Annotated in this window: 22 protein-coding genes and 1 pseudogene; 13 read left to right on the top strand and 10 right to left on the bottom strand. The window is 70.7% G+C overall.

Annotation, left to right across the window (positions count from 1 at the left end; translation table 11 throughout):
• The coding region (locus B0E54_RS08970; protein ID WP_305076124.1) for a hypothetical protein at nt 1-230 on the bottom strand (230 nt) is incomplete at its 3' end.
• 147 nt (nt 231-377) lie between these two features.
• Nucleotides 378-1,175, bottom strand: coding sequence for a PrsW family intramembrane metalloprotease (locus B0E54_RS08965; RefSeq protein ID WP_234582813.1), 798 nt, complete (start codon nt 1,173-1,175; stop codon nt 378-380).
• Between the two features lie 77 nt (nt 1,176-1,252).
• Between B0E54_RS08965 and B0E54_RS08960 the strand changes: the two are divergent.
• The 4 genes and pseudogenes from B0E54_RS08960 to B0E54_RS08945 form a co-directional block, all read left to right on the top strand.
• Nucleotides 1,253-1,483, top strand: a pseudogene (locus tag B0E54_RS08960) (NUDIX domain-containing protein); the annotation flags it as partial.
• A gap of 40 nt (nt 1,484-1,523) precedes the next feature.
• Nucleotides 1,524-1,670: a hypothetical protein gene (locus B0E54_RS08955; protein ID WP_234582819.1), complete on the top strand. Its 147-nt coding sequence runs from the start codon at nt 1,524-1,526 to the stop codon at nt 1,668-1,670.
• 721 nt (nt 1,671-2,391) lie between these two features.
• Nucleotides 2,392-3,921: a TROVE domain-containing protein gene (locus B0E54_RS08950; RefSeq protein WP_234582812.1), complete on the top strand. Its 1,530-nt coding sequence runs from the start codon at nt 2,392-2,394 to the stop codon at nt 3,919-3,921.
• Nucleotides 3,922-4,264: 343 nt separating this feature from the next.
• Nucleotides 4,265-9,046: a DUF11 domain-containing protein gene (locus B0E54_RS08945; RefSeq protein ID WP_234582811.1), complete on the top strand. Its 4,782-nt coding sequence runs from the start codon at nt 4,265-4,267 to the stop codon at nt 9,044-9,046.
• A 37-nt stretch (nt 9,047-9,083) separates the two neighbouring features.
• Here B0E54_RS08945 and B0E54_RS08940 read toward each other — a convergent pair whose 3' ends face one another.
• A complete protein-coding gene (locus B0E54_RS08940) occupies nt 9,084-9,503 on the bottom strand; it encodes an ASCH domain-containing protein (protein WP_234582810.1) in 420 nt (139 codons plus the stop codon).
• Between the two features lie 29 nt (nt 9,504-9,532).
• Nucleotides 9,533-10,285, bottom strand: a complete 753-nt coding sequence (locus B0E54_RS08935; protein WP_234582809.1) for a glyoxalase — start codon at nt 10,283-10,285, stop codon at nt 9,533-9,535.
• A gap of 164 nt (nt 10,286-10,449) precedes the next feature.
• Here B0E54_RS08935 and B0E54_RS08930 point away from each other — a divergent pair, with 164 nt between their 5' ends.
• From B0E54_RS08930 to B0E54_RS08915, 4 genes are read left to right on the top strand one after another with little or no spacing between them, the layout of a single operon-like run.
• The gene (locus B0E54_RS08930) at nt 10,450-11,376 is read left to right on the top strand and encodes a hypothetical protein (RefSeq protein WP_234582808.1); all 927 of its coding nucleotides are present in this window, start codon (nt 10,450-10,452) and stop codon (nt 11,374-11,376) included.
• Entirely contained in the window at nt 11,373-11,825 is a 453-nt protein-coding gene (locus B0E54_RS08925; protein ID WP_234582807.1) for an ABA4-like family protein, read from the top strand. The genes B0E54_RS08930 and B0E54_RS08925 overlap by 4 nt, the downstream gene beginning before the upstream one ends.
• A 53-nt stretch (nt 11,826-11,878) precedes the next feature.
• The gene (locus tag B0E54_RS08920; protein ID WP_234582818.1) at nt 11,879-13,084 is read left to right on the top strand and encodes a sensor histidine kinase; all 1,206 of its coding nucleotides are present in this window, start codon (nt 11,879-11,881) and stop codon (nt 13,082-13,084) included.
• Nucleotides 13,081-13,707 (top strand): response regulator transcription factor, encoded by a 627-nt coding sequence (locus B0E54_RS08915; RefSeq protein WP_234582806.1) that lies wholly within the window; start codon nt 13,081-13,083, stop codon nt 13,705-13,707. Before B0E54_RS08920 ends, B0E54_RS08915 begins: the two co-directional genes overlap by 4 nt.
• A 3-nt stretch (nt 13,708-13,710) precedes the next feature.
• Here the strand turns inward: B0E54_RS08915 and B0E54_RS08910 are convergent, their stop codons facing one another.
• Both B0E54_RS08910 and B0E54_RS08905 read right to left on the bottom strand, forming a co-directional pair.
• Nucleotides 13,711-15,501: a gamma-glutamyltransferase family protein gene (locus tag B0E54_RS08910; protein ID WP_234582805.1), complete on the bottom strand. Its 1,791-nt coding sequence runs from the start codon at nt 15,499-15,501 to the stop codon at nt 13,711-13,713.
• 95 nt (nt 15,502-15,596) lie between these two features.
• Nucleotides 15,597-17,522: a Na+/H+ antiporter NhaA gene (locus tag B0E54_RS08905; RefSeq protein WP_234582804.1), complete on the bottom strand. Its 1,926-nt coding sequence runs from the start codon at nt 17,520-17,522 to the stop codon at nt 15,597-15,599.
• A gap of 169 nt (nt 17,523-17,691) precedes the next feature.
• On the opposite strand from B0E54_RS08905, the gene B0E54_RS08900 reads away from it, so the two are divergent.
• Genes B0E54_RS08900 through B0E54_RS08885 form a run of 4 tightly spaced genes read left to right on the top strand, consistent with a single transcriptional unit; the run spans nt 17,692 to nt 19,931 of the window.
• Entirely contained in the window at nt 17,692-18,090 is a 399-nt protein-coding gene (locus tag B0E54_RS08900) for a YbaB/EbfC family DNA-binding protein (RefSeq protein WP_234582803.1), read from the top strand.
• Nucleotides 18,077-18,397 carry a type VII secretion target gene (locus B0E54_RS08895; RefSeq protein ID WP_234582802.1) on the top strand — a complete coding sequence of 107 codons (321 nt, stop codon included), beginning with the start codon at nt 18,077-18,079 and terminating at the stop codon, nt 18,395-18,397. Before B0E54_RS08900 ends, B0E54_RS08895 begins: the two co-directional genes overlap by 14 nt.
• Entirely contained in the window at nt 18,394-19,587 is a 1,194-nt protein-coding gene (locus B0E54_RS32755) for a WXG100 family type VII secretion target (protein WP_234582801.1), read from the top strand. Before B0E54_RS08895 ends, B0E54_RS32755 begins: the two co-directional genes overlap by 4 nt.
• On the top strand, nt 19,587-19,931 hold the full coding sequence (locus B0E54_RS08885; protein ID WP_234582800.1) for a hypothetical protein: 345 nt from the start codon (nt 19,587-19,589) through the stop codon (nt 19,929-19,931). Before B0E54_RS32755 ends, B0E54_RS08885 begins: the two co-directional genes overlap by 1 nt.
• A 371-nt stretch (nt 19,932-20,302) precedes the next feature.
• On the opposite strand, the gene B0E54_RS08880 is transcribed toward B0E54_RS08885, so the two are convergent.
• Both B0E54_RS08880 and B0E54_RS08875 read right to left on the bottom strand, forming a co-directional pair.
• Nucleotides 20,303-20,719, bottom strand: coding sequence for a DUF2267 domain-containing protein (locus B0E54_RS08880; protein ID WP_234582799.1), 417 nt, complete (start codon nt 20,717-20,719; stop codon nt 20,303-20,305).
• A 260-nt stretch (nt 20,720-20,979) separates the two neighbouring features.
• Nucleotides 20,980-21,279 (bottom strand): DivIVA domain-containing protein, encoded by a 300-nt coding sequence (locus B0E54_RS08875; RefSeq protein ID WP_234582798.1) that lies wholly within the window; start codon nt 21,277-21,279, stop codon nt 20,980-20,982.
• Nucleotides 21,280-21,342: 63 nt separating this feature from the next.
• On the opposite strand from B0E54_RS08875, the gene B0E54_RS32750 reads away from it, so the two are divergent.
• Nucleotides 21,343-22,830 (top strand): SMI1/KNR4 family protein, encoded by a 1,488-nt coding sequence (locus B0E54_RS32750; RefSeq protein WP_234582797.1) that lies wholly within the window; start codon nt 21,343-21,345, stop codon nt 22,828-22,830.
• A 179-nt stretch (nt 22,831-23,009) separates the two neighbouring features.
• On the opposite strand, the gene B0E54_RS08865 is transcribed toward B0E54_RS32750, so the two are convergent.
• Together B0E54_RS08865 and B0E54_RS08860 are read right to left on the bottom strand one after the other, a co-directional pair.
• Nucleotides 23,010-23,261, bottom strand: a complete 252-nt coding sequence (locus tag B0E54_RS08865) for a hypothetical protein (protein ID WP_234582796.1) — start codon at nt 23,259-23,261, stop codon at nt 23,010-23,012.
• Nucleotides 23,261-23,557 (bottom strand): DivIVA domain-containing protein, encoded by a 297-nt coding sequence (locus tag B0E54_RS08860; protein WP_234582795.1) that lies wholly within the window; start codon nt 23,555-23,557, stop codon nt 23,261-23,263. Before B0E54_RS08860 ends, B0E54_RS08865 begins: the two co-directional genes overlap by 1 nt.
• Between the last annotated feature and the right edge of the window lie 52 nt (nt 23,558-23,609).

Here is a 23,609-nt window from a genome sequence, read left to right as displayed (position 1 = left end):
TCCGGATCGCCCTCGATCTGCGTGACCTGCCCGTCCTTGACGAACACCCGCTGGCCACAACCCACCGCACAGTACGGACACACCGAACGGGCCACGCTGTCGGCGGTGTCGGTGCGGGCGGTCAGCGACAGTGACTGGGCGGACTTGGCCGCCGCGCCCCGCCCGAGCGGGTCGGTGCCGGTGAGCTGGCGGTAGAGGGGCCAGCTCTCGACCCAGCGGCGCACCCCCATCGCTGCACCTTCCCGACGAAAGCCACTAAATGTGAACAGTCCGACAGTAGATGAGGTGCCGGCCCGGCCGCAGCGGGATCAGCAGAGCGATGCCTCCCCCGGCCATTTCGCACTGGCCGCAGGAGGCATGGTGTAGAGGGGTCGCGATCAGCTCGACGGACGCTGGACCACCAGGCGGTCACCGAACGTCCGGTAGCGGTGCAGCTCCCAGAACAGCCAGCCGATGCTAACGATCGCCAGCACGACGAAGACCAGCCAACCGGAGAACGTGTCCCAGAGGGTGTGCAGGACGACGACACCTCCGAAGGTGCCGAGGAACCCGAACAGCCGGCCGACGCTCGGGCTGGCCAGCAGCGCCCACAGCGCTCCGGCGGTGAGCCCGGTCCACGCGGTGTGCCCGGCGGGCGCGGTCAGACCACGGATGAACAGGGTCTGCTCCACCGCACCGATGTTGCCCTGCGAATTCAGCAGCGCGGTGAAGGCGTACCCCATCGTCTCCAGCGCGGCGAAACCCATGCCGGCGGCCACACCGATGACCAGACCGTCGGACGGCAGGCGACGACGGTGCTGCGCCAGCGCCGTGAACAGCAGCACCACGGGGACGATCAGCTTCGCCGACTCCTCGATCAGCGCCACGAACAGCATGGGCAGGGCACCGAGGCCGCGCAGGGTGTCGTACTCCAGGGTGCCGGCGACCACCGTGCCGATCACCCCGCCGAAGAACGCCGACGTCACCAGCACCGACGCCGGCACCTGCCAGCGCCCGGTACGGGCCTGGGCGAACGTGAGGAACGTCAGCGGCGCCACCGTCGCGCCGAGCAGGATCAGTGCCGGCACGAAGTTCGGGTTCTGGGTGCGGACGAGGGTCCGCAGCACCGCGAGGTACAGGATCAGCCCGACGACGAGCACTCCGACCCACGCCCACCGACGAGAACGATCACCCATACGGGGAGTCTCGCGGATCCAGGTTACAAAGACCAGCCTGGGCGCCGAGATCCTCCGACTCCGTCGGTCAGCGTGGCATGGTCTCCCGCATGGCCACCTACGACGTCGCCCTCGTCCTTCTCGTCGACCCTTCTGGGGCGGTGCTGATGCAGCATCGCGACGAGCACGCGCCCGTCTCGCCGAACCAGTGGAGCCTTCCCGGCGGCCACGTCGAGCCCGGCGAGTCGCCCGAGCAGGCCGCCCGCCGCGAGCTGCTGGAGGAGACCGGCCTGACAGCCGGTGAGCTGCACCTGCTGTGGAGCGGTCCGCGCCCGTACGAGGCGGGCTTCGAGCACACGGTGACGGTGCATGTCTTCCGTGGCACCACCAACCACCACCGCGCGACAGGAGGACGTCGTGCTCGGCGAGGGCCAGGCCATGGTGTTCGTCCCGCGCGAGGAGGTGTTCGACCGGGAACTGGCGGCCTCGTCCGCGCTGGTCCTGTCCATGATCTGAGGTCCCGGCTCCTCGGCGGTTCGGCCGCGCCCGGAGTCCCCGACGGCGGACACGTAATGGGGTTGTCGGCGTGCCAGGGCGGCCCTACTGTCGTGGGGCACCTCCCGGTGCGCAGGCAACGGCTACTTCCGCATCCAATCGGGGAGACGTGGGTTCGAACCCCACCGCCACTTCGGGTGGCGTCGACCAGCGGCCCAGGTCACCTTGGCCCGCGAGGGCCGGTCGCCGTCGCCGCTTCGATCTCGGGAGGTGCGCTCTCGCCGCACGCCCGGTGCGACTGATACGGCTACTTCTGGTAAAGGTCCGGCAAGGGCCTGCGGTTCGAGCCCGCGAACGCCGTGTCCACTTTTGATCTCGGGCGTGCGGCGCGACCACACCGCCTCCGATCACAAGATCGCAAAAGCTGTTGCCCGTCCGCGACAGCTGCCGCTACGGTCGTGACCGCACTTCCCGGTGCGTAGGCGACGGTTACATCTGGAGGGGTTCCGACCCCGGTGAAGGACATCCGTCGCCGACCTCGATCTCGGGAAAGCGCGACCACACGCACACCCGGTGCGCAGGCAACGGTTACTTCCCGGCTCCGCAGATGGGGGTTCGAATCCCCCCGACGCCTTCGGGTGGGTGGTTCAACGGACAGAACGGCGGACTAGTCCGTGGCCGACTCTGATCTCGGGTGTGCGCTGTGGTGGCGTCTTCTCGGCCGACTGACGTGGGGGACGTCATGGCCAAGTTCAACCTCAAGCTGCGCACGGGCCGGCATCGGCCGGTGACCGGCGAGGGCGCACCCGGTTTCGTCCGTGAGCCGCGCCTCGAACTGTTCCTGCTCGGTGTCTCGAACATGGTGGGCGAGGCCAGCTTCTACGAGCGTGCCACCGACCGCGACGGCCGCTTCCGGAACCTGGTCGCCACCGTCGCCGTCACTGATCCCGACTGGTTCGCGCGCTTCGTACCATGGCTCCGCACCGGAGCGATGATGCGCTCAGCGTCAGTGGTGGCCGCCCTTGAGGGTGCCCGCGCCCAGGTAGCGGCGGGAATTCCGGGTTCGCGCGCCGTAGTGGACGCGGCGTTGCAGCGTGCGGACGAGCCGGGCGAGGCGCTCGCGTATTGGCTGGCTCGTCGTGGCCGGGCACTGCCCAAGCCGGTGAAGCGGGGCATCGCCGACGCGGCGGTCCGCCTCTACACCGAGCGGAGTCTGCTCAAGTACGACTCCGTCGCCAGCCAGGTCCGCTTTGGTGACGTCATCGAGCTGACCCACCCCACCGCCCGGGACGAGCGGCAGGGCGACCTGTTCCGGCACGCGCTGGATCGGCGGCACCGGCGGGACAATCCGGTCCCCCCGTCCCTGCAGATGCTCAGGGCGCGGGACGCGCTCACGGCGATGCCTGTCGAGCAGCGCCGGGAATTCACCGATCCGGCGATGCTCGACGCTGCCGCCATGACGTGGGAGGCGCTGGCCGGCTGGCGACAGAGCGCGATGGACGCGGCGGCATGGGAGTCGGTCATCCCGACGATGGGCTACCTGGCGCTGCTGCGTAACCTGCGCAACTTCGACCGGGCCGGGGTCAGTGACACCGTCGCGGAGACCGTGGCCGCCAAGCTCGCCGACCCCGCTCAGGTGGCGAGGTCGCGAGTGCTGCCGATGCGCTTCCTGTCGGCGTACAACGCCGCGCCGAGCCTGCGCTGGTCGTACCCGCTGGAGAGGGCGTTGCAGCACGCCCTGGCGAACGTGCCCGCCCTGGACGGGCGGACGCTGATCCTCATCGACACGTCCGGCTCGATGCAGAGCCCGTTCAGCAAGGACGGCACGCTGCTCTGCTGGGACGCCGCAGCGGTGTTCGGTCTCGCGCTGGCCGCCCGCGCGCAGTCGCCCACTGTGGTGTCGTTCTCCCACGACAGCCTGGTGTTTCCCGAGGTCGCGGGCGAGTCGGTCCTCGCGGCGGTGCGGCGGTTCAGAGAGGGCGGTTACTTCCTCGGCAGGGGAACCGACACCGAGAAGGCGGTCCGCGAGCACTACGACCGGCACGACCGTCTGATCATCCTCACCGACGAGCAGGCCCAGTGGCACGGTTCGACGAATGTCCTAGCGGCGGTGCCGGCGGAGGTGCCCGTCTACACCTGGAACCTGGCCGGATACCGGATCGGGCACACGCCGACCGGCACGAACCGGCACACCTTCGGCGGACTGTCCGACGCCGCGTTCGCGATGATCCCGCTGATCGAGGCCGGGTCCGACGACCGGTGGCCCTTCTGAACCGAGGGCTGCGGGGCTGCGCCTGCCCCGCAGCCCGGGTCAGGGGCGAATGTGAATTCAGTGGCGCACTCACACACTCGTTCGGGTGACCACTTATGAGGATTGAGTCGAAATTTCATAGGTCTGAGATCGTCGATCCCGGATTGGCGCGCGCAGCGCAACCGCTGCAAGCTGCACAACGGGGGAAACGAGAATGCTTTTCGAGCGACGCCGATGGTTCACATCGGCGCTAGCGGCGGTTGGCGCATTGCTGGCGTCGTCGACGCTTGTCGTTGTGGCATCGGGACAGCCCGCATCGGCGACGGTTCCGGGCCTGCCCGGAGACCCCCAGCCCGGCACACCCGTGTTCACTGAGGATTTCTCCAACGAGAGTGCGGCCGCGGCGCCGATCCGCATTGGTTCCTACACCGGCTCGCCGGGTTCGGTCTACGTGCCGGGGCCCGGTGGCAGCGGCGCGGACAGCGAAACCTACACGGCGGACCCCGCGTGGAGCCCCGGCGCGGGCGCGTGCAACGGCTGGATCATGCGTTCGGACTCGCCGCTGCCGCCCAACGGTGGCAACCCGCCGGTCACCAACAACGACCAGTGCGGGCGTTCGGCCGCATGGAGCCGGCTGCAGGAAATGGCACGCGACATGGGGCTGTTTCAGGGGCAGAGCCCGGAGGTGGCAGCCACCAACCAGGTACTGACCGAGTACAGCAATAGTCCGACAGGCGCACAGGCCGCCGGATTCCAACTGGAGACCGACAGCAACACCATTCCGGCGATCGGCGGTCACTTCTATGCGGTCTCGGCGATCTTCGCCGAGAGGAACTGCACGGTTCCCTCCGCGCAGCGGGCACGCCTTCGCTTCGATCTGCTTCTCAACGGGGTACCGACCGTACTCGCCCAGAATCTGAGCCCGTGCACCGATCCCACCGCTCAGATCATCAACAACACCTGGGTAGCCAAGCTGCAATCGACGGCTCTGCAATTGTCAGTCGCCGATACACCGACGCTTGGCGTACGCCTCTACAACGCGACCGCGACGGGCATCGGCAACGACGTCGCGTTCGACCTTCCGCAGATCGTCGACGTGACCCCGCAACTGGACAAGGCCTTCAGCCCGGCCACGATAGGGCAGGGCCAGACTTCCACGCTGACGTTCACCGTCACCAACACCGACGATCTGCAAGCCAAGAACGGGATGAGTTTCACCGACAACCTTCCCGGCAATGTGACCGCCACCGGCGTCAACAGCACGACGTGCTCGGGAGCCGCCGTGACCGCGCCCGCCGGCGCCACGTCCGTCGACTTCACCGGCGACATCGGACTCGGTGTCGCCTCGTGCACGATCTCCGTCCAGGTGACCAGCAACGTGCTCGGCTCGTACACCGACACCGGATGTGTCGCCCCGGACGGCTCGACGATCCCTGGCTGTGAGAGCAACTTCCCCACCATCGTCGGAATCAACCCGCCCGGCGCCACCACCCTCACCGTCATCCCCACGGTGGATCTGGCGGTGACCAAGACCGGAACTCCGAATCCGTACGTGCCGGGTGCACCCCTGACCTACACCGTTGCCGTTACCAACGCCGGCCCGTCCGATGCTGTCGGGGCGACAGTGACCGATCCGCTGCCCGCGCCGCTGGCCGGGTTCACCTGGACCTGCGAGGCGTCCGCCGGCAGCACCTGCACCGCGTCCGGCACCGGCAGCATCGACGACACCGTGACCGTGGCGACCGGGGGGACGCTGACCTACACGATCACCGGGACTGTGCCGTCGGGCACGACCGGCGACCTGACGAACACCACCACCCTGACTCCACCGGCGGGCGTCTCGGACCCGGGCTGCACCCCAAGCTGCCAGTCCACAATTGTCATCCCGGCGACGCTGACAGTTGGTCTGGCGATCGTGAAGACCGCGACCCCCAACCCGTACGTGCCAGGGGCGCCCTTCTCCTACACGGTGACGGTCACCAACGGTGGCCCGTCCGACGCGGTCGGCGCGACGGTGACCGACCCGCTGCCCGCGCCACTGTCAGCGTTCACCTGGACCTGCGAGGCATCCGCCGGCAGCACGTGCGCCGCGACCGGCACCGGGAACATCACCGACACCGTCACGGTCCTGACCGGCGGAACACTCACCTACACGATCACCGGAACCGTGCCCTCGGGCACGACCGGCGACCTGAGCAACACCGCCACCCTGACGCCGCCGGAGGGCGCCTCAGATCCCGATTGCACGCCGAGCTGCCAATCCACAGTCGTCACCCCTGCCGCACCCACTGTCGATCTCGCCATCGTGAAGACTGCGACCCCCAACCCGTACGTGCCGGGGGCGCCCTTCTCGTACACCGTGACGGTCACCAACGGTGGCCCGTCCGACGCGGTCGGCGCGACAGTCAGCGACCCGCTGCCCGCGCCCCTGGCCGGGTTCACCTGGACCTGCGAGGCATCTGCTGGCAGCACGTGCGCCGCCTCCGGCACCGGCAGCATCACCGACACCGTCACGGTCCTCGCTGGGGGGACGCTGACTTACACGATCAGCGGAACCGTGCCGTCGGGAACCAGCGGCGACCTGAGCAACACCGCCACCCTCACCCCACCAGGCGGGGTCACCGATCCGGACTGCACCCCCAGCTGCCAATCGACAGTCGTCACCCCCGCCGGACCAGTGGTGGACCTGGCCGTGACCAAGACCGCGGCCCCCAACCCGTATGTCCCGGGGGCACCCTTCTCGTACACCGTGACGGTCACCAACGGCGGTCCGTCTGACGCGGTCGGCGCGACTCTTTCCGACCCGCTGCCCGGACCGCTGTCCGGGTTCGCCTGGACCTGCGAGGCGTCCGCGGGCAGTACGTGCGCCGCCTCCGGCACCGGGACCATCACCGACACCATCACGGTCCTCGCCGGGGGGACGCTCACCTACACGATCAGCGGAACCGTGTCCTCGGGAACCACGGGTGACCTGACGAACACCGCCACCCTCACCCCACCCGCCGGTGCCACCGACCCGGACTGCACGCCGAGCTGCCAATCCACAGTCGTCACCCCCGCCGCGCCGACAGTTGACCTCGCCGTCGTGAAAACACCGACTCCCAACCCGTACGTGCCGGGTGCACCCCTGACCTACACGGTCACCGTCACCAACGGCGGTCCGTCCGACGCCGTCGGCGCGACAGTGGCCGATCCGCTGCCCGCGCCCCTTTCCGCGTTCACCTGGACCTGCGAAGCGTCCGCCGGCAGCACCTGCACCGCGTCGGGCACCGGGAACATCACCGACACGGTTACCGTCCTGGCCGGCGGAACACTCACCTACACGATCACCGGCACCGTGCCGTCGGGGACCACCGGCGACCTGACCAACACCGCAACCCTGACACCGCCGGCGGGCGTCTCCGACCCGGGCTGCACCCCCAGCTGCCAATCCACGGTCATCATCCCCGCCGCACTGACAGTTGATCTCGCCATCCTGAAAACCGCGACCCCCAACCCCTATGTGCCGGGCGCGTCCTTCTCGTACACCGTGACGGTCACCAACGGCGGCCCCTCCGACGCCGTCGGCGCAACCGTCAGCGACCCGCTGCCCGCGCCGCTGTCCGGGTTCACCTGGACCTGTGAGGCGTCCGCCGGCAGCACGTGCGCCGCCTCCGGCACCGGCAGCATCACCGACACCGTCACCGTCCTGGCCGGCGGAACACTCACCTACACCATCACCGGAACCGTGCCCTCGGGCACGACCGGCGACCTGACCAACACCGCCACCCTGACGCCACCCGCCGGGGTCACCGACCCGGACTGCACCCCCAGCTGCCAATCCACGGTCGTCACCCCCGCCGGACCAGTCGTGGACCTGGCGATCGTGAAGACGGCAACTCCGAGCCCGTACGTGCCGGGTGCATCCCTGACCTACACGGTCACCGTCACCAACCGCGGGCCATCCGACGCCACCGGCACGACTGTGACGGACCCACTCCCCGCGCCGCTCGCCGGCTTCACCTGGACCTGTGAAGCATCCGCCGGCAGCTCCTGCGCCGCCTCCGGCACCGGCAACATCACCGACACCGTCACCGTCCTCGCTGGCGGGACGCTCACCTACACGATCACCGGAACCGTGCCCTCAGGCACCACCGGCGACCTCACCAACACCGCCACCCTCAGCCCACCAGCCGGCGTCACCGACCCGGACTGCACCCCCAGCTGCCAATCCACAGTCGTCACCCCCGGCACACCCACTGTCGACCTCGCCATCGTCAAGACCGCGACCCCCAACCCCTATGTGCCGGGCGCGTCCTTCACCTACACGGTTGCCGTCACCAACGGCGGCCCATCCGACGCCGTCGGCGCGACCGTCAGCGACCCGCTGCCCGGTCCCCTGTCAGCGTTCACCTGGACCTGCGAGCCGTCTGCCGGCAGCACCTGCACCGCCTCCGGCACCGGCAACATCACCGACACCGTCACCATCCTGGCCGGCGGAACCCTCACCTACACGATCACCGGAACCGTGCCCTCAGGCACCACCGGCGACCTCACCAACACCGCCACCCTCACCCCACCAGCCGGCGTCACCGACCCGGACTGCACCCCCAGCTGCCAATCCACAGTCGTCACCCCCGCCGGACCGGTCGTGGACCTTACTGTCGTGAAAACAGCGACACCGGACCACTACGCGCCGGGCACACAGGTGACCTTCACGGTGACCGTCACCAACGGCGGCCCGTCCGACGCCGTCGGCGCGACCCTGACAGATCCGCTGCCCGCGCCCCTGGCCACGTTCACCTGGACCTGCGAGGCATCAACGGGCAGCACGTGCACCGCCTCCGGCACCGGCAGCATCACCGACACCGTCACCGTCCTGGCCGGCGGGACCCTCACCTACACCATCAGCGGAACCGTGCCACCCGGCACCATCGGTGATCTGACCAACACGGCCACCCTGACCCCACCGGCGGGTGTCTCAGATCCCGACTGCACGCCGAGCTGCTCGACGACCGTGGTCCTCGCTGGGCCTGTTCCGCCCATGCCGGTCACCGGTAGCCGTCTGACAGCCCTCGCGACACTCGGGGCAAGCGCCGCCGCTCTCGGTGTCCTGCTGGTTGCCGGGCTGGCCCTGGTACGCCGACGCATCCGTCGCGAGTCCTGACCACTGCCGACGGACGCGCAGGACGGAGACCGCCCGCTCAGACGGCGTGCACCAGCCGGAAGCGCTGGGCCACCACCAGAGTGTCGTCGTCGACGGTGAAGTCGGGATCGCCCAGCTCGGCGCGGACCTCCGCGCTGTGCCAGAACGCCTCGTGCCCGGCCCTCCACTGCGCCACCGACTCGTCCCCCTCACCCTCGTCGAGGGCGTGCCGCAGATCGACGTCGCCGAGTCGGACGACCCGCACGTCGGTCAGTTCGATCACGGCGACCCGCTGGCCCGCGGAGTTCACCACTGCCGACTGCTGGCCGACCTCGGGCAGTGGCTCGTTCGCTCGCTCGTAGCCGACCAGCAGGGCGGACGTGGAGGTTTTCGCGCCGGAGAGGATCGCCGCCACGAGCCGGTCCCGCAGGGGACCCGGAAACGCGAACTCGACAGGTGGAAGCTCGTCGAGTTCCATGAGCGGAGCATACCCACGGACACTGAACATCAGGCCTCCTGAGGTCGCCACCACGGTTCGAGCAGAGCCGGGTCGGCGACGAAGCTCCTGACCTGCGCGCGCTCCGGCTCGGTCAACGTGAGCGCGCGCAGTTGGGCACCCCATTCGGGCACCCGGTCGGTCTTGCCCAGTGCGACCGACAGTTCGATCAGCCCGGCGAGCGCCGTCGCCTGCTCGACCGTCGGAGCGTCCTCGGCGCGGCGGCGCATCCCTGAGTCCAGCGCCCGGTAGGCGGCCCGGTCGTCCATCTTGAACTCGCGCAGGATCCGCGCGTTGTCGAGCACCCGGGCCAGACCCTCAAGCGCGGACGACCCGCCGTACTCCATATCCTGCGGCTCGTCGCGCTGAATGAAGACGACGGTGTTGCCCGACGGGTCGACGACGCTGAACCGCGACGCCCCGGCACGGTAGCGGGTGATCCGGGGCACCCCCTTGGCCAGCACCTTGCCGTACGCGCCGCGCATCGCGTCGACGAACGCCGCGTGGTACGGCGCTACCGCGTCGACCATCACCAGGCAGCCACCGGTCTGCTCCTTTGCCGGGTCGAGGCCCTTCGGTGCGGGCCCGTAGTGCAGGGCGAATCCGCTCCACTGGACGACGAGATAGACGTACGGCCGCGTCTGCTCGTAGGTCACCTCGAAGCCGAGCGCACGCCAGAAGGCCAGGGTCTCCTCCGGCGCCGGGCAGGGCAGCAACGGCACGGTGGTCTCGTTCGGCTGGACACGGTCCTCATTGGTCGTCATCGTCACTCCGGTCCGCTCGGCAGGCCGGCCATTGTGCCAGCACCGGCGGCGCTGCGGGCGGATCCCGTCTCCTACCCGGGGAGGAGGCGCGCTCCGACCCGGGGCCGCAACCGGGGCCCGCGGTCGGACGCGACAGGCGGGATCGGTCACGAGCATCTACAGGCATGACAACCGTTCTGCGTCGGGCGACACACTGGAACCGCCCTCTCATGATTCTCGTCTGCGCGATGGCGGCGCTCGCCGTCGTCGCCATGGTCGGCATCCTCGTCGACCCACGCGTCCTCACCGGGGCGCCGATCTGGCTCAAGCCGTTCAAGTTCGCGGTGTCGTTCGTGCTGTACGGCGCTACGCTCGCCTGGATGCTCACCCTGCTGCCCCGGCGCAGCCGGATCGCCGAAGGAGCGGTCACGGTCATCGTCGCGGTCGCGGTCCTGGAGAACGTGTTGATCGTCGGCCAGGTGCTGCGCGGGCAGACCAGCCACTTCAACGACAGCACCCCGCTGAACGCCGCCCTGTTCGCGGCGATGGGTGCGGCGATCATGGTGCTCTTTCTCGCGCACCTCGTCCTCGGGATCGTCGTGCTGATCCGGCGGATCCCCGACCGGGTCGCCGCGACCGCCGTCGGGTGGGGGCTCGGCCTGTCCCTTTTGGGGATGCTCGCGGCGGTGCCGATGGCGCTGCCGATGCAGGACCCGGGCATCGAGGGCATCTCCGGGGCGCACAGCGTGGGCGTGGCCGACGGTGGACCGGGGCTGCCCGTGGTCGGCTGGAGCACCACGGGCGGCGACCTGCGGATCGGGCACTTCGTGGGGCTGCACGCCCTCCAGGCCCTGCCGATCCTGGCGATCCTGCTGACCCGGTTCGCTACCCGGCTCGACGCGCGCACCCGCGTCCGGCTGCTGGTCATCGCGGGCGGCGCGTACGGCGTACTCACGATGCTGTTGACCTGGCAGGCCCTGCGCGGGCAGCCGCTGCTGCGCCCGGACGCCCTCACGCTGGTCGCCGTCGCGGCCCTGGTGGTCGCGACGGCGACCGCCGGCGGCTCGGTCCTGGCCCGCCGACGCCGCCCGGAACTGGCGCTCGCGGCATGACCGCGACGCTGTTCTCCCTGACGTTCGCGGTGGCCGCGCCGTTCTGGGCGCTGATGATCCTGGCGCCGCGGTGGTCCTGGACCGCCCGGATCATCGGCTCACCGCTGATCGTGCTGCCCGTCGTGGTGATCTATGCGCTGCTGGTGGTCCCGGCGTTCGGCGAGGTGCTGCCGGCCGTCGCGTCGCCGACGCTGGCCGGGGTACGCGAACTGCTCGGCACGCCCGACGGCGCGGCGGCGGGCTGGGCGCACCTGATCGCGTTCGATCTGTTCGTGGGCCGCTGGGCGTGGTTGGACAGCCGTGAACGGGGGGTGCCGGCGCTGGTCATGGCTCCGGTGCTGGTGCTGACCATCCTGCTCGGGCCGCTCGGCCTGGCCGCCTACCTGGGCGTACGGACGCGGTGGCGGCAGCCGGCGGTCGCAGCTGCCGACCGTGAGCACCTAGGCTGACGACCGTGGGGTGGCGGGGACGACTGTTCGATACGTGGGACGCGCGCGTGCGGATGGTGCTGCTCGACCTGAGCGGGTTGAGCTATCTGCTTCTGGTGCCCCACTCCGGCCCCGGGCCGACGCCGATGCAGTGGACCCTCGCGCTGGCCGCGTTCGCCGTGGCGCTCCTGGCGTACCGCCGGCCGGTGGTCAACCTCGTGGCGCAGGCCGCGCTGCTGGCGGCCGCGATCTGCCTGATCGACGACATCACGATCAACCAGGTCGGGGCGAGCTGGGCCCTGCTCGAGGTCACCATGCGAGCAGGTCGCGCCCGCACCATCTGGTTGAGCGCCGGGCTGCTGGCCGTGGTCGACCTGACCGACTCGATAGGCGACCCGCTGCGCCAGGTCGCCTCCGGCGTCGTCGGACTGGCCCTGGAGGTCGGCGTGCCGGTGCTGCTCGGCCTGGTCATCCGGACCAACCGGGAGCTGGGCCGGCAGGCCGTCGAGCGGGCGCTTGCCGAGCAGCGGCGGCGCGAGTCGGAGAGCCGCGCGGCGCGCGCCGACGAACGCAGCGCCATCGCCCGCGAGCTGCACGACGTCGTCGCCCACCACGTGGCGTCGATGGTGCTGCGGGTCGGTGTGGCCCGGCACGTCCTCACCGACCTGGACCCCCGGGTGGACGAGGTGTTCGACGACGTGCACGGCACGGGCACCGCGGCCCTGGCGGAGCTGCGCCGGCTGGTCGCGGTGCTGCGCAACCCCGACGGGGTACGCGGTGACGCCGCGCTGACCGCGATCGAGCCCTCGGCGCTCCCCTCGGCGCTCGGCGCCGCCGTCGACCGGGCCCGCCAGGCCGGCATCACCGTCGAGGCCGACATCGACGCGGCGATCGGTTCCCTCGACGCGGTACGTGGCCTGGCGGTGCTGCGGTTGACCCAGGAGGCGCTGACCAACGTGGCACGCCACGCCGGGCCGGCCGCGCGGGCGCACCTGGTGGTGGCCCTGCGCGACGGGGCGGTGCACTGGGAGGTCACCGACGACGGCTGCGGCGTCGACGGCGACAGCGCGCCGACGCCGGTGCCGGCCGGCGGCGGCCACGGCATCACCGGCATGTCCGAACGCGTCGAGGTGCTCGGCGGCCGGCTGGAGGCGGGCCCGACGGGCACGGGCTGGCGTGTGCGGACCGTCCTGCCGAACACGCTTCCCGAGACCGCCGCCGATGCGGCGCCCCGGGCCCGCGCGGCCCCGGCCGGAACACCCACCCGGAGGCCGGCGTGATCCGCGTCCTGCTGGTCGACGACCAGCACCTCATCCGCGCGGGTCTGCGCATGCTGTGCGACGCGCAGCCCGACATCGAGGTCGTCGGCGAGGCCGACAACGGCCGCGAGGCGGTGGTCCTCGCCGCGCGGCTCCTCCCCGACGTCGTCGTCATGGACCTGCGCATGCCCGGCGTCGACGGAATCACCGCGACGTCGCGGATCCTCGCCGAGCGTCCCGCCACCCGGGTGCTGGTGCTGACCACGTTCGGCGACGACGACCACCTCTATCCCGCGCTGAGTGCCGGGGCGTGCGGCTTCCTGCTCAAGGACGCGCCACCGACCGAGCTGCTGGACGGCATCCGCCGGGCCGCCGCGGGCGACAGCCCGTTCACTCCGGAGGTGCTGCACCGCCTCGTCCAACGCGCGGTGCACGCCCGCGCCGAGCCGCCCCGACCCGTGCAGGGGCTGACCGCCCGCGAGCAGGACGTGCTGACCCTGGTCGCCGAGGGCCTGTCCAACAGCGAGATCGCCGAACGCCTCCACATCGGCGTCACCACCGTCAAGACCCACATCACGAGCCTCATGACCAAGACCGACAGCCCCAACCGCGTACGCCTGGCGCTGTTCGCGCGCGGCGCCTGACCGCTACCGGCCGCAGGCGTAGCCCTGCATACCTCTCGGGTTCGCGCCCGCGGCCAGCACGCCCGTGCCCGGGTCCCGGCTGACGGCGCAGAGCCGGCCCAGACTCCACGCGTCGACGAGCCGCACCTCGTGCCCGTACGCCCGCAGGGCCGTCACCACGTCGGCGTCGAACCGGTCCTCCATGAGCAGGACGCCGGGCTCCGAGTCGCGGGGATAGAACGACGCCGGCAGGCTGACGGTGTGCCACGCGGGCGCGTCGATGGCCTCCTGGAGGTGTTGACCGCCGACGAGGTGGCGCAGCAGGAAGGGCACCTGCCACTGGTCCTGCTGGTCACCGCCGGGCGTGCCGCACGCCAGGACCGGCTCGCCGTCACGGTGCACCATGGTCGGGCTCAGCGTGGTGCGCGGTCGGCGGCCCGGTACGAGCGACGAGGGCAGGCCCTCCTCCAGCCAGAACATCTGCAGCCGACTGCCCAACGGAAAGCCGAGTTCCGGGATCGTGGGCGAACTCTGCAACCAGCCACCGCTGGGCGTCGCCGAGATCATGTTGCCCCAGCGGTCGACGACGTCCACGTGGCAGGTGTCGCCCCGGGTCACCCCGTCGGAGCGCACCGTCGGCTCCCCCGTGGTCGGGTCCGACGCGTCGACGCGGCTGCCGGCGCCGCGTCGGACGTGGGCCGGCAGGCGCGGTTGCGCCCCGGCGGGACGCCCGGGCCGCAGTTCGGCCGGCGCACGGTCACCGATCAACCCCGCGCGCTCCCGCGCGTACGCCGGGGAGAGCAGCGCGGTGGCGGGCACGTCGGCGCTGTCGCCGTACCACGCCTCGCGGTCGGCGAACGCGAGCTTGAGCGCCTCGACCTGGGCGTGGACGCCGGCGGCGGTGGCCGTGTCGTACGCGCCGTCGTCGTCGAGCGCGTCGAGGACGGCCAGCGCCTGGAGCAGCACCGGGCCCTGGCCCCAGAACCCGGTCTTCGCCACCGAGTAGCCCTGCCAGTCGAGGGTGGTCGGGGCCTCCCAGGTCGCCGAGTACGCGGCCAGGTCGTCGCCGGTGACCAGCCCCGCGTGTGCCCGGCCGCTGGAGTCACGGAACGGCCGCCGGCTGAACTCGTCGATCGCCTCGGCCACGAAGCCCGTACCCCAGGCTCGGCGCGCGGCCTCGATCTGCGCCTCCCGGTCGCCGCCGGCGGCCTGTCCGGCCTTGACGAGTCGGCGCAGCGTGCGCGCGTACGCCGGGTTGGTGAACCGCTCCCCCGCCACCGGTGGCCGGCCGTCGCGCAGCCAGAGCTGGGCGGACGTCGGCCAGTGCTCCTCGAACAGCGACCGCACGGCCGCCACCGTCTCACCGACCCGGCCCACCAGGGGGTGACCGGCGGCGGCGTAGCCGATCGCCGGCTCCAGCACGTCGGCGAGGGTGAACGTGCCGTGCTCGCGCAGCAGCAGGAGCCACGCGTCCACCGCGCCCGGCACGGCCGCCGCGAGCGGACCGGCCCCCGGGATGAGATCCATGCCGAGGGACCGGAAGTGGGCGATTGTCGCGGCGGCCGGCGCCGGGCCCTGCCCGCACAGCACCTTCGGGCGAGGATCCTGGGCGGTCGCCACGATGGCCGGCACCTCGCCCCCCGGGCCGTTGAGGTGGGGCTCGACGACGTGCAGGACGAACCCGGCGGTCACCGCGGCGTCGAAGGCGTTCCCGCCGCGTTCCAGGACCCCCATCGCGGACTGGCTGGCGAGCCAGTGCGTCGACGACACCATGCCGAAGGTTCCCTGCAGGGTCGGTCTGGTGGTGAACGTCATGACAACACCTCACTGGGCCCGTTGGCGGTGGGAGGCGACTCCCCAGCGCGCAATGCTAGGGCGCGCCGCACGTCAAGGGCCCACGGGCGGTTCGGTCAGCTGTCCCGGCGCTGGTCAGGCTCGCGACTGTGGTACTCGGGTCGCAGGCGCACGCTCGCGAACGCCGACTTCACCGCCGCCGAGAGCGCGGCGATGTCGTACGCGCCGTGGTGGCGCCGGCCGTTGATGAAGAACGTCGGGGTGCCGGTGACGCCGCTGAGGTCGGCGGAGTCGACGTCCTCGGCGATCCGGTCGACGCCCATCCGCTTCGCCATGTGCTCCCGGAACCCGTCGAGGTCCAAGTCGAGCTGCTCCGCATAACCGAGCAGCTCGGCGGGACCGAGCGCGTCCTGGTGGGCGAGAAGCAGATCGTGCATCCCCCAGAACGCGCCCTGTTCGCCTGCCGCCTCGGCGGCCTCGGCGGCGAGTTGGGCATGCGGGTGCACGTCGGTGAGCGGCAGGTGCCGCCAGACGTACCGGATGTTGGCGAAGTCGGCGAGCAGTTCCCGGACCACCGGCTCGGCCTGCCCGCAGTAGGGACACTCGAAGTCGCCGTACTCGACGACAGTCACCGGCGCGTCGAGCGACCCGCGCATGTGGTCGCGCTCCGGATCGACAGGCAGCTTCAGGTCGACGATGGCCTCGGCGACGCCCAGCAGCCCGCGCGCACGCCGTGCCGGCGAGAGCCGGGCGATCCAGCGGAACACCAGCCAGGTGACAACTGACGCACCGACGGTCGCCACGAGGATGCCGAACTTCGCCTCATCCAGGGCGGGGCCGCTCAGGGCGTGGGTGGCGATCAGGAGCGCGACGGTGAACCCGATGCCGGACACTGTGCCGACCCCCGCGACGGCGAGCCAGCCGACCGGCGGCCGGAACCGGTTGCCGCTCAGCCGGGCCACCAACCACGACGTGGCCACGATCCCGGCCGGCTTCCCCACGACGTACGCGACCACGACGCCGAGCGTGACCGGGGAGGTGACGGCCCTGGTCAGCAGCTCTCCGTCGATCACGATCCCGGCGTTCGCCAACGCGAAGAGCGGCACGATCACGTAGCTGGCCCACGGGTGGTAGAGCGTCTGCAGCCGCTCGTTCGGCGACAGCGCTGCGGTGAGCCCCGCCTGAGCCATGCGGGCGAGCTGCGGGGTGGGCTGCTCCCGGAAGAGGCGGAACTGGTCGCTCGCCCGCTGCAGGTCGCCGCGGCCGGGAGCGTAGGCGTAGCTCAGCAGCCCCATCACCAGGCCCACCGCGACCGGGTCGACACCGGACTCCGAGACGGCGACCCAGGCCGCCACCCCCAGCAGCGCGTAGACCGGCCCGAACCGCACGCCGACGCCCCGGACGAGCAGAACGACACCGAAGATCGCCGCCGCGACGAGCAGCGCCGTCGGCGAGGGATGATGCGGGTACGCGATCGCCAGCACCGCGATCGCCACCACGTCGTCGACGACAGCGACGGTCAGCAGGAAACCCCGCAGCCGATCCGAGAAGCGCGGCCCGAAGACGGCCAGCGCGCCGAGCGCGAGCGCGGTGTCCGTTGCCATCACCGCGCCCCAGCCCGCCGCGGTGGGACGCCCGGCGTTGATCGCCAGATAGATCCCGATCGGCAGGAGCATGCCGCCGAACCCGGCCAGCATCGGCAGCGCCAGTCGCCGCCGATCCCGCAGCTCGCCGATGTCGAACTCGCGACGCAACTCGAGCCCCGCGACCAGGAAGAAGAACGTCATGAGGCCGCTGTTGACCCAGGTACGCAGGTCGTGGGACAGCGGCCAGTCGCCGAGTTGGATCGAGAGGGAGGTGCTCCAGAGCGACTCGTACGACGACACGTCCAGGTTGGCCCACACCAGCGCCGCCACCGCGGCGACCAGAACCACCCGCGCGCCGCCGGTCTCGGTGCGCAGGAACGCGCGCAGCGGGGCGTTGACCCGTCCCTGCCAGGCAGTTCGGGCGGACCACCCCCGCAGCGGATTGTTGCTCGTCACGGAGGCAATCTTCCTGGACGTGACCGTCTCCTGGCCCGGATTCGGGTACGAGGCGAACGTCTCTCCTGGCCGGCCCGGCAGTCGGGGCATACACGGAACGCCACCGGTTGGTAGCGTACCGGTGATCTCGCTGGCGGCGGCCGGTGGTGGTCCCCTGGGGAGGGTCAGCATGTGGGCGGACGACGCTGCGCTCGACGCGGCGGGGCGCCGGCTCGACGAGTGGGAGTCGTCGCTCGCCGAACGGGCGGAACGGGCAAAGACGCTGTCGACGCGGATGCGGGAGCTGACCGGCACCGCCCACACGCCCGATCGGACGGTCCAGGTCACCGTCGACTCGGCTGGCCTGCTGATCGACCTGTGGCTCGACGAGCGCACCCGGCAGCAACCAGCGGCGCGCACCGCCCAGCAGATCGTGGACACCACGAGAGCCGCGCGCGCCGACCTGCTGCGGCAGGTAGGTGAGGTAACCGCGGCGTCCCTCGGCGACGACGCGAGCGCCCGGGCCATCATCGACTCCTACCGCAGCCGGCTGAGCCACGATCAGGGGCCGAGCGATGCCCGGCGGTGACGGCATCCAGGTCGACCCGGACGACCTGACCGCCCACGCCGCCCGCCTCGACCGCTGCGCCGGCAGCCTCGACACCGCCCAGCAGGCGGGCCAGCACGTCCGCTTGGGCGCCGACGCGTACGGGCAGCTCTGCGCGCTGATGCCGATGCTGCTCGACGGACTCCAGCGGACCCTTGTCGACGGCATCGGCGCCGCCGCCGGCTCGGTGCGGGACACCGCCGGCAAGCTGCGGACCAGCGGCGACCACTACCGACACTCGGACGCCCGCGCCAAGCACCTGCTCGACGAGGTGCGGCAGCGCCCGTGACGTCCAACCCGCTCGTCGCCGCCACGGCGGACACCCCGCCCAGCGCCTGGGCGGGTGTGTGGATCTGCGAGGACATCGACCTCATCGCGCAGGGCGTGCGCAACGGCAGTTGGATCGACGGCAGCCTCGGTGTGGTGAGTGCCGGCCTCGACGCCCTCGCCTTCGTCTCCGATCCGGTCGGCGCCCTGCTGCAATACGGGATCGCCTGGCTCATCGAGCACGTCAAGCCGCTCAGCGAGGCGCTCGACTGGCTCGCCGGCGACCCCGCGCAGATCACCGCACATGCCCAGACCTGGCGCAACGTCGCCGCCTCGCTCCGCGACGAGGCCGCCGACCTCGCCGCCGCCGTCCGTGCCGACGTCGCCGGGTGGGGCGGCAGCGCCGGCCCCGCCTACCGCGCCTGGGCCAACGAACAACAGCAGGCCATCGCCGGCCTCGCCCAGGGGGCCGACGCCATGGCGGCGATCACCGAAGGCGCCGCCGGCCTGGTGGCCGCCGTCCGGCTCCTGGTCCGCGACGCCATCGCCACCTGCGTGTCCCGCCTCATCTCGTACGCGGGCGAACTCGTCGTCACCGCCGGCCTCGCCACGCCCTTGGTCGTGGAGCAGGTGACGACGCTTGTGGCGTCGTGGGGGGCGCGGATCGCGCGGTTGCTTCGGGCTCTGCTGGCCAGCCTGCGACGGCTGATCCCGGAGGTGCGCCGGCTCGGCGACCTGATCGACAAGCTCAAGCAGGCGCTGGATCGACTTCAGAAAGGAGCATCACCACCCAGCCGGAGCACGCCCGAACCTGAGCCGCCTCGCGAGCCCTCAACGCATGTCGCGCCGGAGCAGCAACGGATCCACGATCTCGGCATGGATCCGGCAACCGGAAGGTTCCGTCCGGGCGAGGCAGAGACAGCGGTCCGGCTAGAGCAGGAAATGAGTGTGACACTTCACCGCGCTCCCCCAGCCTCCTCTGCCGACTGGGTGGACGAAGCTGGCCGGACCTACGATGCGGTGGGCAACTTCCCGGCGCAGTTCTTTGACCGCCAGTGGCCGCAACTGCAGTATCAGATCGAACGGCACTTGGACAAAGCCGACCTGGTGCCGGTGGACGTGTCGCAGTTCAGCCGGGAACAGGTTGCCCGGATCGAACAGTTCATCACGGATCGAAACCTCGGTCCGCGAGTATTCATCGTGGGGAAGTGATGGCTGGCCTCATCGTGCTGAAACCCGGCGTCGACTGGACCTCATCGGGAGGGCTGTTCGACTGGACGCTGGAGTTTTTGATCTCTCGTCTCTCCGACAGGCAGACCGCTGACCGCTTGCAGGAGATCGTCGACAACAACCTCGGGTCGTTGTGGGTCGACGACCTGCCCGCGGCAGCACAGCTGGAGATCGTCAGTCATTGGCGGAACGACCTGGTGCCGACTGGCGAACGGCAACTGCCCGAGACCGAGCAGAAGGTCGACGTCATCCGCCATCTTCAGGAGCTCGTGGACGCAACCTACTCAGCCGGGTTCCCCGACTTGCGCGATCCTGGTAGTCGATGACGCTGCCCGGTCCCATCACCGCAGGGCCTGGACGCTGAACCGTTACGACGCGCCCACAAGCTCAAGGCGGTAGGTCCACTCTCTCGGTCGGTGCTCCGCGCCTGACGGCAATGATGACATGCGCAGCCTGGAGCCGGGCCGGGTGTGCGGGCGCCGCGAACTCCCGCATCGTCACCCGACCTGGCGTGCCTCGGCGGGTGCGTGCAGATGCTCGCCGGGATCAGGGCGACCGGCATGCCATGGTCGTCAGCGTGGCTCCGACAACGTTCGCCGGCATCCGCGCCCGCTTCCCCACCGCATCGAGAAATTCGGCGTAGCTCACCAGTTCGCCTTACGGACGAGTTGGGGTGCGCCGCGCGGTCCGTGCAGTGCTACCCGCGACGCTGCCGGCCACCGGCACCAACCGGTTCGGTCACCTGCCGGAACTCCTTCGGAAGCTGGGCCATCGCGTCCTCGAACTCGTCACGGGAAACAGCCTCACGCAACGTGGTGAGCACCGCGCGGACTCCGGCATCGGCGAGCGCACGGTCGATGGCCGGGTGGTCCGCCACCCGCCGCACGAACTCATCGAGCCCGAACGACTGGGCATGTTCCTGCCCTCTAAGCGGTGGCGGTTTGCGCAGGTGATCGTCGAGCCCGTCGGGAAGCTGATAGGCAAGGTCCTCAGCCTGGCCGGCGCTGATCCGATCTGCCAATGTCTCCAACGTCGCACGGGAGAGCGTTGCCGCCTGATCGGTCGACACCTTCGCCCGCGTCGCCACTGCATTGACAAAATCCTCGTATTCCACCTGATTCTCCTCTCCTGCCCGATCGCCTTCGAACCGTCAGTTACGTGCCCCTGACCTCAATGGGCCGCTATCGCACACTTCACCGCTCCGGTGCCGAACGAACTGGCACCTCGACAGCCTCCTGGCACGGGAGGTGACCCCGCCTCATCCCGATCGGGCGAACCCGGGTCGGCGGCGCAGGCGGCGGGCACAGGGGCCCGGGCCAGACGCTGCGCGGCGGGCAGGTCGTTCGCGGCCAAGGCGCATGACGTACCGCTCGGTCATGCCACGGGCCCCCGGTCGGCGCGGTCGGACTGGTCGCGACACAGCGCCTCCGCGGCGGAGGCGGCTTCCCGCCGGCTGGGGCCCAGGGCCGAATGGACGGCCGTCATGTCCACGGCGCCCCGGTCGAGGAAGGCGTACACGTGGTCGGGCTCATGGCCGCGGCGCCCGAGCCGGACCAGCTTGAAGCGGCACTCGCGCACCTGCCACCGCAGCAGCGGGGTGTACGCGGCGTCCAGCCGTCGATGGAGCGGGGGGTCATATGAGTGAGGCTGGTTCGCTAGGGTTGGCGTGATCATGGGGAGGACTGGTTGTCCTGGCCGAATGGTGGACCGTGGGTAGTTGCCGCTACCTCGACAAGCGTGAGCTGGGAAGTGGCTGCGGCAGCCATTTCCGCGGCGTCGAAGGGGCGAGTTGCGGTACTTCATATCGCCGACGGCCGGCATGACGACAGCGCCTCTCGTCAGCTGCTGAGCGACAACCTCGCTACGTACGTCGAGGTGCGTGCCGGTGGTATCGACGCGCCACGCCCCGACGACCTCGTCGGAATCACCCGAGCCCTGGCACGGACCCATGGTCTGATCCTGGTGGGCGCCGCCCACGGGCTCCTCGTTCCGCTGGGCCGCGGCGGCTGGACCCTCGCGGATCTGGCCTGGGCGCTGCAGGCGCCCGTCGTCGTAGTGACCGACTCCGGACCAGACTCGACCAATCACACGACGCTTGCCCTCGATGCCCTCACCAGCCGTGGCCTCTCCGCCTCCGTAATCGCCATCGGCGACGGCGGTGACCTCACCGGATTGCCCGTCGGGCTGGCGGGTCGAATTCCCGCCGGCGCGGCTGACCAGCCTGAGCTGTTTCGCGCGGAGGCGGCCGGCTGGCTCGACCCGGTGCTGCGGGCGACCAGCGGTAGGGCGGTGGCTGCCGACGATTCGTCCGAAGGTGCTGTCGCCACGTCGGCGTCCAGCGACGCGGTGCCGGCGGCGCGGCGTGACCAGGACGCGCCACCCTCGACGGTCAGCGGCAAGCGGCTGCTGATCGTCCTGCTCGCGGTCTTTCTGCTGTTGGTGTTGGTGCTCTGCGCCCTCACCACCTTCGGATCGGATCGCACCAGCGGCAACGACGCGTTGGTGCAAATCAACCCGACGCCGGTGCCTTCCGTGCGCCAACCACTTCCGTCCTACCGCGCTGTCCCCAACACGGGCTATGCGAAGGCGCCGTCCCGACCGGCTGCCTCCGCGGTCTGCCCCCAGTACGCCGGAACCCCGGTCGCCGCCGAGCCCGACGCTGCGACCACCGCCCGGGTCAACGCTGCCTGGAAACGCATCGAGAAATGGTTAGCGGCGCACGCGCCCCGCACACGCGCCTCGCTGCGGCCGGCCGCGCCACCGGAGCGGATCGCCGCGCTACAGGCGCGGATGTCGGTCCCGTTTCCGCCTGATCTGGTGGCGTCGCTGCGACGGCATGACGGGGTCGCGGCGGTTGACAGCTTTGATCTGCCACCGTTCTATCGACCTCTGCCACTGGACCAGATCGTGGCCGACTGGGAGGTCAGCTGTTCCGTCCTGGCGGGCGGACCGCTGGACGATGACTGGTGGCACCGAGCCTTCGTGCCGTTTGCGACGGCGGGCGATGGTGGTTGCCTGCTGGTCGACCAGCGTCCCGGTGGACACGGCAGGGTGGGCGAGTTCTATCCGGAGGGTGGCACCGGCTTCGACCGCTGGCCGGCGTCGATCGCAGAACTCTTGGAGGGTGTGGCGCGGTCGTTGGAGACCGGCGATGCCTACATGCAGCAATACCGTCCGGGCGTGAAAGCTGGCCAGTTGGAGTGGACCATCGAGGCACCGCGATAGCGCCGTCACGGGCCCGTACCTTCCCGCATAGATCAGCCCCGCGCCGCCCTCGATCTCCCTCGAGGTCGGTCTCGTACTGACAGCAACGCCGCATGAAACGGCGGGAGCAGGGGCCGTGGTCGTCGGCGCGGAGCAGGCAGCGGCGTTGCCAGGCATCAGCAGGTCGCAGACTGGTTGTGTCAGCGGTGCAGCCGACGGGAGCAGGCGCCGTCGTGTCCGTCGCGCAGGAGGCAGCGCCGGCCACCGGGCATCAGCAGGTCGCAGAAGACCCGGTGGCGCAGGAACTGCTGATCCTCTTCGGAGACGGTGGTCTCCCCCGGGTCCGCCATCGGCAGCACCAGCATCCACCGACCGATGACCCGGGCCAGGCGTTGCGCGGCAGACAGGTCGTTGGCAACGACGGGCAGGTGGATGACGTACCGCTGGCTCATCAGGCCCGGCCCTGCTCGTTGCGGGCACCGGCGTGGTCGGCCTGCCGGCGACGCAGGCCGGCCTTGATCCGGGCCGTCTCGAGGCGGCTCTCGGCGAGAGCAGCGTAGACGGCGGCCATGTCGGCGGCGACCCGGTCGAGGAAGGCGTACACGTCGTCGGGGTTCAGTCCGCGACGTCCGAGCCCGACCGGCGCGAAGCGGCGCTCACGCACCTGCCACGGCAACAGACTGGTGTACGGGGCGGAGCAGTACGCCGTTCGGCCGCTCGGCTCCGGTCGCTGGTTTCTGGCGTTCATGTCTGCCTGCCTTCCTCATGCGGAGGGGCGAGGGGTGCGCTGGGAGGCACGG

This window comes from Micromonospora sp. MH99 (genome assembly GCF_021442385.1).
In the GTDB taxonomy this organism is placed as follows: domain Bacteria; phylum Actinomycetota; class Actinomycetes; order Mycobacteriales; family Micromonosporaceae; genus Micromonospora.
This window is presented reverse-complemented; position numbering and strand designations above follow the sequence as displayed.